General features: G+C 75.9%; 10 protein-coding genes. 1 reads left to right on the top strand and 9 read right to left on the bottom strand.

The window, feature by feature from the left end; all coding sequences use genetic code 11:
• Nucleotides 1-214: 214 nt before the first annotated feature.
• From tyrS to argC, 9 genes are read right to left on the bottom strand one after another with little or no spacing between them, the layout of a single operon-like run.
• Nucleotides 215-1504 (bottom strand): tyrosine--tRNA ligase, encoded by a 1290-nt coding sequence (gene tyrS / locus JOD57_RS01970; RefSeq protein ID WP_204690371.1) that lies wholly within the window; start codon nt 1502-1504, stop codon nt 215-217.
• Nucleotides 1497-2180, bottom strand: a complete 684-nt coding sequence (locus JOD57_RS01975) for a DNA-3-methyladenine glycosylase (RefSeq protein WP_307824934.1) — start codon at nt 2178-2180, stop codon at nt 1497-1499. The genes tyrS and JOD57_RS01975 overlap by 8 nt, the downstream gene beginning before the upstream one ends.
• Nucleotides 2144-3613, bottom strand: a complete 1470-nt coding sequence (gene argH, locus JOD57_RS01980) for an argininosuccinate lyase (RefSeq protein ID WP_204690372.1) — start codon at nt 3611-3613, stop codon at nt 2144-2146. The genes JOD57_RS01975 and argH overlap by 37 nt, the downstream gene beginning before the upstream one ends.
• Entirely contained in the window at nt 3610-4155 is a 546-nt protein-coding gene (locus tag JOD57_RS01985; protein WP_204690373.1) for an arginine repressor, read from the bottom strand. The genes argH and JOD57_RS01985 overlap by 4 nt, the downstream gene beginning before the upstream one ends.
• Nucleotides 4152-5099, bottom strand: a complete 948-nt coding sequence (argF, locus tag JOD57_RS01990; RefSeq protein WP_204690374.1) for an ornithine carbamoyltransferase — start codon at nt 5097-5099, stop codon at nt 4152-4154. Before argF ends, JOD57_RS01985 begins: the two co-directional genes overlap by 4 nt.
• Nucleotides 5096-6277 carry an acetylornithine transaminase gene (locus JOD57_RS01995; protein ID WP_204690375.1) on the bottom strand — a complete coding sequence of 394 codons (1182 nt, stop codon included), beginning with the start codon at nt 6275-6277 and terminating at the stop codon, nt 5096-5098. Before JOD57_RS01995 ends, argF begins: the two co-directional genes overlap by 4 nt.
• Nucleotides 6274-7293, bottom strand: a complete 1020-nt coding sequence (gene argB, locus JOD57_RS02000) for an acetylglutamate kinase (RefSeq protein ID WP_204690376.1) — start codon at nt 7291-7293, stop codon at nt 6274-6276. The genes JOD57_RS01995 and argB overlap by 4 nt, the downstream gene beginning before the upstream one ends.
• A complete protein-coding gene (gene argJ, locus JOD57_RS02005) occupies nt 7290-8441 on the bottom strand; it encodes a bifunctional glutamate N-acetyltransferase/amino-acid acetyltransferase ArgJ (protein ID WP_204690377.1) in 1152 nt (383 codons plus the stop codon). Before argJ ends, argB begins: the two co-directional genes overlap by 4 nt.
• A complete protein-coding gene (argC, locus tag JOD57_RS02010; protein WP_307824375.1) occupies nt 8438-9478 on the bottom strand; it encodes an N-acetyl-gamma-glutamyl-phosphate reductase in 1041 nt (346 codons plus the stop codon). The genes argJ and argC overlap by 4 nt, the downstream gene beginning before the upstream one ends.
• 124 nt (nt 9479-9602) lie before the next feature.
• Here argC and JOD57_RS02015 point away from each other — a divergent pair, with 124 nt between their 5' ends.
• Complete coding sequence (locus JOD57_RS02015; protein ID WP_307824376.1) at nt 9603-10337, top strand: 3-keto-5-aminohexanoate cleavage protein; 735 nt, start codon at nt 9603-9605, stop codon at nt 10335-10337.
• The last annotated feature ends 4 nt before the right edge of the window (nt 10338-10341 follow it).

Raw genomic sequence — 10341 nt, forward strand, 5'->3', positions numbered from 1 at the left:
CACCCTCACGGGCTTCCTCGGTGGCTTGTTGTCCAACCCTGCGCCCGCACCGGGTGTTCCCTGCTGGGTCCTCCCCGTCGGCCCTCCCGGGCCGTGCGGCGCGCAGAGAAGAAGTTACGTGGGCTCCGGACCCGTGTCAAACCGGCCCGGCGGTGACGCCGGACACGGATCCGGAACCGGCGCGTTCCCTCGCGTTGACGTGCTCGGCGGTGCCTCAGCCGGCGTCGCGCAGGAGCCGCTGGACCCCCGCCACGGCGCGCTTCCCGCGGCGCAGGACCAGCCAGCCCCCCGGCAGCCAGGCGTCCTCCCCAGGGACGGCGTCGGCGTCGGTCACCCGCTCGTTGTTCAGGTACGCGCCGCCCTCCTTCACCGTCCGGCGGGCGTCGGACAGGCTCGAGGCCAGCCCGGTGCGCTGCAGCAGCTGCGCGACGGTGGGCGTCGCGCCGTCCAGGGTGACGCTGCCGGCCTCCCGCAGCGCCGCACCGAGGGTCTCCTGGCCCAGGGCGGCCAGGTCCTCGCGCCCGAAGAGCGCGCGTCCGGCCGCCTCGGCCTGGCGCAGCTCCCCGGCTCCGTGGACGAGGACGGTGAGCTCCTCGGCCAGCGCCCGCTGCGCCGCCCGGGCCGCCGGCCGCTCGACGCTCTCGGCCACCAGCGCCTCGACCTCCTCGGCCGGGCGCTCGGAGAACAGCCGCAGCCAGGTGCGGGCGTCGGCGTCGTCGGCGTTGAGCCAGAACTGGAAGAAGGCGTAGGGCGAGGTGAGCGCCGGGTCGAGCCAGACCGACCCGCCCTCGCTCTTGCCGAACTTGGTCCCGTCGGCCTTGGTGACCAGCTGCGTGGACAGCGCGTGCACGGTCGCGCCCTCGGTGCGGCGGACCAGGTCGATGCCGGCGGTGAGGTTGCCCCACTGGTCCGAGCCGCCGCTCTGCAGCGTGCAGCCGTGCCGCCGGAACAGCTCGCGGAAGTCGTTGGCCTGCAGGATCTGGTAGCTGAACTCGGTGTAGCTGATCCCGGCCTCGGAGTTCAGCCGCGCGGACACCGCCTCCTTGGCCAGCATCCGGCCGACCCGGAAGTGCTTGCCGAGGTCGCGCAGGAGGTCGATGGCCGACAGCGGCGCGGTCCAGGTGAGGTTGTCGACGTAGACCGGCGCCGGGAGGCCGTCGCGCTCGGCGGGCAGGTCGAGGAAGGGGGCCACCTGGCGGCGGATGCTCTCCACCCAGCCGGCGACGGTGGCGCGGTCGTTGAGCTGCCGCTCGGCCGACGGGCGCGGGTCGCCGATCAGGCCGGTGGCGCCGCCGACCAGCACGATCGGCCGGTGCCCGGCCCGCTGCAGGGCCCGCAGCACCATGAACTGCACCAGGTGACCGACGTGCAGGCTGGGCGCGGTCGGGTCGAAGCCGCAGTAGTAGGTGACCGGCTCGGCGGCGAGGTGCGCGCGCAGCGCCTCCTCGTCGGTGGTCTGGGCGATCAGCCCTCGCCGGTGCAGCTCGTCGATCACGTCAGTCACGGGGTCGATCCTGCCTGGGCGCCCGCGCCCGTGGACGTCCCCCCGGGCGGAAGGGGCTCACCGACGGCGCCCCCGACTCCCAGTACCGCCACGGCAGCTCGGTGGCCACGCTGATCCCCACCCGCGGCCCGGACTCGAGCGGCGCCGCCGGGTCCCCCGCGTGCAGCCGGACCGGCGACGTCGCGTCGAGCAGGTCGGCGCCCTTGTCGTCCGGTCCGATCCCCAGGGCCTGGGTCAGCCGCGCCGGGCCGCGGGCGAGGTCGCGGTCCACCCGGGCCGAGGGGCGGCGGGTGCGGGCCAGCTCCTCCCCCACCACGACCTCCCCGGCGCGCAGCAGCACCGCCGACCCCACGCCCTCCCGGCCGACGACGACGTTGGCGCACCAGTGCACGCCGTAGCTGAAGTAGACGTAGAGCCGCCCGGGCGGGCCGAACATGATCGCCGCGCGCGGGGTGGGGCCGCGGTGCGAGTGCGCCGCGGGGTCCGTCCCCTCCCCCGAGTAGGCCTCCACCTCGGTCAGCCGGACGGCGACGGTCCCCTCCGGCCGGTCGGCCACCACCCAGCAGCCGAGCAGCGCCGGCGCGACGACGTCGACCGGGCCGAGCAGCTCGTCCGCGGTGACGAGGCGGGCAGGGAGGTTCAGAGCGCGGCCGCCACGGGTGAGTCGCCCGACCAGCGGCCGTGCGCGGCGACGACGTCCCTCAGCGCGGCGAGCTGGCCGGCGACCCGCTCGGGCGCCGTCCCCCCGCGGGTGCTGCGCGCGGCCAGCGCGCCGCGGACCGACAGCACCGAGCGCACCTCCGGGGTGAGCCGCTCGTCGATGCCGGCGAGCTGGTCGTCGTCGAGCTCCTCGAGCTCCAGGCCGGCCTCCTCGCAGACGGACACCATCGCGCCGGAGATCTCGTGCGCCGACCGGAACGGGACGCCGTTCCTCACCAGCCACTCGGCGACGTCGGTGGCCAGGGCGAAGCCCTGCGGTGCCGCGGCCTCGAGCACCTCGGGGCGCAGGGTCAGCGTGGCGACCATGCCGGTGACGGCGGGGAGCAGGAGCAGCAGCTGCTCGAGGGAGTCGAAGACCGGCTCCTTGTCCTCCTGCAGGTCGCGGTCGTAGGCCAGCGGCAGCCCCTTGAGCATCGTCAGCAGGCCGGTGAGGTTGCCGACGAAGCGGCCGGACTTGCCCCGCGCCAGCTCGGCGATGTCCGGGTTCTTCTTCTGCGGCATGATCGACGACCCCGTGGCCCAGGCGTCGTCGAGGCGGGCCCAGCCGAACTCGGTCGACGTCCAGAGCACCACCTCCTCCCCCAGCCGGGAGAGGTGGACGCCGACCATCGCGGCGCAGAAGCAGAACTCCGCGGCGAAGTCGCGGTCGCTGACCGCGTCGATCGAGTTGTCGGCGGCGCGGTCGAAGCCGAGCTCGGCGGCGACGGCGTCGGGGTCCAGCGGCAGCGAGGAGCCGGCCAGCGCGCCGGAGCCGAGCGGGCTGACGGCGGCGCGGCGGTCCCAGTCCTGCAGCCGGTCGACGTCGCGGGCGAGGGAGTGGGCGTGGGCGAGCAGCTGGTGGGCGATGAGCACCGGCTGGGCGTGCTGCAGGTGGGTCATGCCCGGCGCCGGGACGTCGGCGTACCGCTCGGCCAGGCCCAGCAGCGCGTACTCCAGCGAGGACAGCTCGCCGACCAGCGCGCGCACGTTGTGCCGCAGGTACAGCCGCAGGTCGGTGGCGACCTGGTCGTTGCGGCTGCGGCCGGCGCGCAGCTTGCCGCCCAGGGCGCCGAGCTTGCCGAGCAGGCCGCGCTCGAGCGCCTCGTGCACGTCCTCGTCGGCCTCGACGGGCGTGAAGGTCCCGGCGGCGACCTCGGCCGAGAGCTCGGTGAGCGCGCCCAGCACCTGCTCGAGCTCGTCGTCGGCGAGCAGGCCGGCCCGGTGCAGCACCCGGGCGTGGGCCCGGGAGCCGGCCAGGTCGTAGGGCGCCAGCCGCCAGTCGACGTCGGTCGACTTGGACAGGGCCGCCATCGCCGGCGACGGGCCGCCGCCGAACCGGCCGCCCCACAGCCGGGTCTGCGACGGCCCCGCGGGGGTGCCGGGTGCGGCGGCGGGGTCGGCCGGGCTCACGGTGCGCTGTCCTCCAGGTCGTCCTTCAGTTCCGGGTACACGGCCGGCGTGCGCCGGGCCATCGCCAGCAGGCGCTCGGCCAGGGCCGGCCCACCGCCCGGCTCGCGGGAGACGGCCAGCAGAGTGTCGTCCCCGGCGATGGTGCCCAGGACGTCGGGGAGGCCGACCTTGTCCAGGGCGGAGGCGAGGAACTGCGCGGCGCCGGGCGGGGTGCGCAGGACGGCGAGGTTGGCGCTGCCCTCGGCGCTGGTGAGCAGGTCGGCCAGCAGCCGGGTGAGCCGGGCCGGGGCGGCGGTGGCCGAGACCGCCGGGCGCAGCGGGGCGTTCTCCGGCGGCAGCACGTAGGACGCCGGGGCGCCGTCGGAGCCGCGCAGCTTCACCGCGCCGAGCTCCTCCAGGTCGCGCGAGAGCGTGGCCTGGGTGACCTCGATGCCCGACTCGGCCAGCAGTGCGGCCAGCTGGGTCTGCGAGGTGACCGGCTGGGCCTCGATGAGCTCGCGCACCCGCGCCTGGCGGGCCGAGCGGGTGAGCGCCGAGGTCACGCGGATCGCTCCAGGAGCCAGATGAGCGCCGCCTTCTGGGCGTGCAGCCGGTTCTCCGCCTCGTCCCACACCGCGCTCTGCGGCCCGTCGATCACCTCGGCGGCGATCTCCTTGCCGCGGTAGGCCGGCAGGCAGTGCAGGACGACGGCGTCGTCGGCGGCCCGGGCGAGGGCGGCCTCGTCGAGGGCGTAGGGCAGGAACGGCGCGACGCGGGCGTCGTACTCGTCCTCCTGCCCCATCGAGACCCAGGTGTCGGTGACCAGGACGTCGGCACCGTCGGCGGCGGCCGCGGCGTCGGGGGTCCAGCGCACCGAGCCGCCGGTCTCGGCGGCGATCTCCCCGGCCCGCTTCAGCACCTCCGCCGAGGGCTGGAAGGACTCCGGCGAGCCGATGCGGACGTGCATGCCCGCGGTGGCGCCGCCGAGCAGGTAGGAGTGCGCCATGTTGTTGGCGCCGTCGCCGAGGTAGCTCATCGTCAGCCCGGCGAGCGTCCCCCTGCGCTCGGTGACCGTCTGCAGGTCGGCGAGGATCTGGCAGGGGTGGAAGTCGTCGGTGAGCGCGTTGACCACGGGGACCCGGCTGACGGCGGCCATCGCCTCGATGCGGTCCTGGTTGAAGGTGCGCCAGACGATCGCGGCGACCTGCCGGTCCAGCACCCGGGTGGTGTCCTCCACCGGCTCGCCGCGGCCGAGCTGGCTGGTGCCGGCGTCGACCACCAGCGGGTAGCCGCCGAGCTCGGCGACACCGACGGAGAAGCTCACCCGGGTGCGGGTCGAGGGCTTGTCGAAGACCACCGCCACCGCCCGCGGCACCCCGTTGGCCGCGCGCAGCGGGACGGGCGCAGCGTCGGTGTGCCGGGTGCGCTTGAGCTCGGCGGCCAGGGCGAGGACCTCGGCCTGCTCGGCGGGTGAGAGGTCGTCGTCCCGGAGGAGGTGACGGGTCACTGCTGCGCCGCCACGTCGAGGGCGGCCGGGAGCGCGGCGACGAAGGCGTCGACCTGGGCGTCGGTGAGCACCAGGGACGGCGCCAGCCGCAGCACGTCGGGGGCGACGGCGTTGGCGAGGAACCCGGCCCCGCGCAGGTGCGTCTCCAGCGCGGCGGCGACCGGCGCGGTGAGGACGACGCCGAGCAGCGCGCCCCTCCCCCGGACGCCGGACACGGCCGCGTGGCCGAGGCCCTCGATGCCGGCGGTGAACCGGTGCTCGAGCTCCTTGGCCCGCTCGAGCAGCCCCTCGTCCCGGATGGTGTCGAGGACGGCCAGCGCGGCGGCCGCGGCGATCGGGTTGCCGCCGAAGGTGGACCCGTGCGAGCCGGCGGTCATGAGCTCCGCGGCGTCGCCGAAGGCGAGCGTGGCGCCGAGCGGCAGCCCGCCGCCGATCGCCTTCGCCACGGTGATGACGTCGGGCTGCAGGCCGTCGGCCTGGTGCGCGAACCAGTGGCCGGTGCGGCCGGTGCCGGTCTGCACCTCGTCGACGGCGAACAGGGCGCCGGCGCCGGCGGCCGTGCGCGCCGCGGCGGCGAGGTAGCCGGGCGGGGCGGGCAGCACGCCGCCCTCTCCCAGCATCGGCTCGAGCAGCACCATCGCCGTCTGCTCGCCGACGACGCCGGCCAGCGCGCCGGCGTCGCCGTAGGGCACGTACCGCACGCCGCCGGGCAGCGGGGCGAAGGCCGCGGCCTTGCTCGGCTGGCCGGTGAGCGCCAGCGCGCCCATGGTGCGGCCGTGGAACGCGCCCTCGGCGGTGACCACCTCGGGCCGGCCGGTGAGCCGGCTGATCTTGAAGGCGGCCTCGTTGGCCTCGGCGCCGGAGTTGCAGAAGAAGACGCGCCCGGGGCGGCCGGCCAGCTCCACCAGCCGCTCGGCGAGCAGGACACCCGGCTCGTGCACCGCCAGGTTGGACACGTGGCCGAGGGTCTGCGCCTGGCGGGTGATCGCCTCGACGACCCGCGGGTGGGCGTGGCCGAGGATCGTCGTCGCGATGCCGCCGAGCAGGTCGGTGTACCCGCGGCCGTCGACGTCCCAGACGGTCGCGCCCTCGCCGCGGGCCAGCGCGACCGGCGGCGTCCGGTAGTTGCCCATCATCACCGCCGACCAGCGGGTGGCCAGCTCCTCCGTGCGGGTCATGCCGGCTCCTCCCGGGTGAGGGTGTGGGCGGGGACGACCATCGTCCCGGTGCCCTCGGTGGTGAACATCTCCAGCAGCAGGGCGTGCGGGGTCCGGCCGTCGACGACGGTCGCCCGCTTCACCCCGCCCTCAACCGCCCGCAGGCAGGCGGCCATCTTCGGGACCATCCCCGCGTCCAGCGTGGGGAGGATCTCGGCGAGCTCGGCGGCGTCGATCTGCTGCACCAGCGAGTCGCGGTCCGGCCAGTCGGCGTAGAGGCCCTCGACGTCGGTGAGGACGACGAGCTTCACCGCGCCGAGCGCCACGGCGACCGCGGCGGCCGCGGTGTCGGCGTTGACGTTGTGCACCACGCCGTCCCGGTCGGGCGCGACCGTGGCGATCACCGGGATCTTGCCCCGCTCCAGCAGCGCGGTGACCGGCGTCGGGTCGACGGCGACGACGTCCCCGACCAGGCCGACGTCGACCGGCTCCCCGCCGACCACCGCCGTCGTCCGCTCCGCGGTGAACAGGCCGCCGTCCTCCCCGGACAGGCCGACCGCCAGCGGGCCGTGCTGGTTGACCAGCCCGACCACCTCCGGGGTGACCTGGCCGGTGAGCACCATGCGGACGACCTCGATGGTCTCCTCGGTGGTGACCCGCAGGCCGCCGCGGAACTCGCTCTCGATGCCGAGCCGGTCGAGCATGCCGGTGATCTGCGGCCCGCCGCCGTGCACGACGACGGGCAGGATCCCGCAGGTCCGCAGGAACACCATGTCCTCGGCGAAGGCACGGCGGCACTCGTCGTCGACCATGGCGTGGCCGCCGTACTTGATCACCACGACGTTGCCGTGGAACTCCTTGAGCCACGGCAGCGCGCCGGTGAGGACGGCGATCCGGCGGGCGTCGCCCTCGGGGTCGTGGGTGCGCATGACCCGGCTGGTCCCGATCCGGCGCTTCGCGGGCGTCGGCGGTGCCGGCTCGGCGACCCGGACGTCGGGCGGGGTGGGGTCCTGGTGGGTGCCGGCGTCGCTGCTCACGTCGAGTACGCCGAGTTCTCGTGCACGTAGGCGACGGACAGGTCGTTGGTCCAGATCGTGGCCTGCTCGCCGCCTGCGCGGAGGTCGACGTCGATGGTGATCGCCCGGCCGGTGAGGTCGACGCCCTCGCGGGGGTCGCCGATCGCGCCGCCCCGGCAGACGGTCACGCCGTTGATCGTGACGTCGACCTGCCCCGGCTCGAACGCGGCGTCGGTGGTGCCGATGGCGGCGAGCACCCGGCCCCAGTTGGGGTCGTTGCCGAACAGCGCCGTCTTGAGCAGGTTGTTGCGGGCGCAGGCGCGGCCGGCGGTGAGCGCGTCCGCGACGCTGGCGGCGTTGCGCACCGTGATCGCGATGTCCTTCGTCGAGCCCTCGGCGTCGGCCAGCAGCTGCATGGCCAGGTCGGTGCAGGCCGCGGTCAGCGCCTCGGTGACCTCCTCGGCCGGCGGGGTGACGCCGCTGGCGCCCGACGACAGGACGACCACCGTGTCGTTGGTGGACAGGCAGCCGTCGGAGTCGACCCGCTCGAAGCTGACCGCGGTGGCCGCCGTGAGGGCCTCCCGCAGGGTGCCGGCGTCGACCACCGCGTCGGTGGTGAGGACGACGAGCATGGTGGCCAGGCTGGGCGCGAGCATGCCGGCGCCCTTGGCCATGCCGCCGACGGTCCAGCCGTCCCGGGCCTGCACGGTGGTCTTGGGCACGCTGTCGGTGGTCATGATCGCGCGGGCGGCGTCGGGTCCACCGTCCTCGCCGAGCGCCTCCACCGCGGCGGTGACGCCGGCGGTGAGCTTGTCCATGGGCAGCCGGACGCCGATCAGCCCGGTGGAGGCGACGGCGACGTCGATCGCGCCGAGGCCCAGCTCGGCCGCCGCGTGCTCGGCGGTGGCGTGGGTGTCCTGGAAGCCCTCGGGTCCGGTGCAGGCGTTGGCGCCGCCGGAGTTGAGCACGACCGCCCGCGCCCGCTCACCGGCGAGCACCTGCCGGCTCCACAGCACCGGCGCGGCCGGGAAGCGGTTGGTGGTGAAGACGGCGGCCGCGGCGTCGTCGGGACCGTGGTTGAGGACGACGGCGACGTCGGGGGCGCCGCTGGACTTCAGCCCGGCCGCGACGCCGGCCGCGGAGAAGCCCTTCGGGGAGGTCACGCTCACGGGGCCACCCCCACGAGCGGCAGACCGGTGGTCTCGGGCAGGCCGAGGGCGAGGTTGGCGCACTGGACCGCCGCTCCCCCGGTGCCCTTGGTCAGGTTGTCGACCGCGGCGATGACGACGAGCCGGCCGGCGTCGGGGTCGACGGCGACCTGCAGCGCGACGGTGTTGGCGCCGAGCACCTGCGCGGTCGTCGGCCACTGCCCCTCGGGCAGCAGGTGGACGAACGGCTCGTCGGCGTAGGCCTTCTCGTAGGCGGTGCGGACGGCGGCCTCGTCGGTCCCCGGGGACACCTTCGCCGAGCAGGTGGCGAGGATGCCCCGGCTCATCGGCACCAGCGTCGGCGTGAAGCTGACGCCGACCGGCTCACCGGCCGCCTGCGAGAGGTTCTGCACCATCTCCGGCGTGTGCCGGTGCACCCCGCCGACGCCGTACGCGCTGACCGAGCCCATCACCTCGCTGCCGAGCAGGTGCGGCTTGGCCGACTTGCCGGCGCCCGACGTGCCACTGGCGGCGACCACGACGACCTCGGGCTCGACCAGGCCCGTGGCCAGCGCCGGGGCCATCGCCAGGGTCACCGAGGTCGGGTAGCAGCCGGGGACGGCGATCCGCCGGGCGCCGGCGAGCCGCTCCCGCTGGCCGGGCAGCTCGGGCAGGCCGTAGGGCCAGCTGCCGGCGTGCTCGGAGCCGTACCACCGCGCCCACGCCTCGGGGTCGTCGAGCCGGTGGTCGGCGCCGCAGTCGACGACCAGGGTGTCGTCGGGCAGCTGCGCGGCGATCGCGGCCGACTCCCCGTGCGGGAGGGCGAGGACGACGACGTCGTAGCCGGCGAGGTCCTCCGCACCGCTGGGCCGCACCTCGAGGTCGGCGTAGGGCAGCAGGTGCGGCTGCAGCTCGCCCAGGCGTCGGCCGGCGCTCGCGTTGGCGTGCACCCCGGCCAGCCGGAGGCTCGGGTGCCCGGCCAGCAGCCGGCACACCTCTCCCCCGGCGTACCCGGTGGCGCCGGTGACCCCGACCGTCCACGTCTGCCCTGTACTCACGGTGCATGACCATACATGTTCGTGCATGACCGTTCACGAGGGGTCCGAGGTCCCCCTCGACGACGGTCGTGCTCTGCCCCCGGTGCGGACCGGAGCACGAGGACCCGCGGAGCAGGATGGCAGCGTGCTGCAGGCCTGCCTCAACGGTGCCCGCCGTGCGCCGGAGCACCCGGCGCTGCCGGTCGCTCCGGACCAGCTGGCCGCCGATGGCGCCGCCGTCCGCGCCTGCGGAGCCGGAGCGGTCCACCTGCACGTCAAGGACGCCGCCGGTGCGGACACCCTGTCCGCCGCGGAGCTGGCCGCCGTCCTCGCCGCCGTGCGGGCCCGTGCGCCCGGACTGCCGGTCGGCGTGACCACCGGTGCGTGGGCCGCGCCCGGCCCGGCCGGCCGGGTGTCCGCGGTCCGGTCCTGGACCGCGCTGCCGGACACCGCCTCGGTGAACTGGCACGAGGACGGCGCCGAGGACGTCGCCGCCGCGCTGCTGGACCGTGGCGTCGGCGTCGAGGCGGGGCTGTGGCACGCCGACGCCGTCCGCGCCTGGCGGGCCTCCCCGCTGCGCGACCGGTGCTGCCGGGTGCTCGTGGAGCTGCCCGACGGGCCGGACGCGGCGGCTACCGAGGAGCGGGCCGCGGAGCTGCTGGTCGCCGTCGGCGCCGGCCCGGACGGCTGGACGCCGGGCGGTGTGCCGGTGCAGCTGCACGGGGAGGGCAGCAGCACCTGGCCGGCGCTGCGCTGCGCGCGGCGGTGGGGGCTGGACAGCCGCATCGGCCTGGAGGACACCCTGGTGCTGCCCGACGGGAGCCCGGCGCCGGGCAACGCCGCGCTCGTCCTCGCCGCCCGGTCCCTCGGCGCGGGGTGACCGG

This window comes from Geodermatophilus bullaregiensis (genome assembly GCF_016907675.1).
Lineage (GTDB): Bacteria > Actinomycetota > Actinomycetes > Mycobacteriales > Geodermatophilaceae > Geodermatophilus > Geodermatophilus bullaregiensis.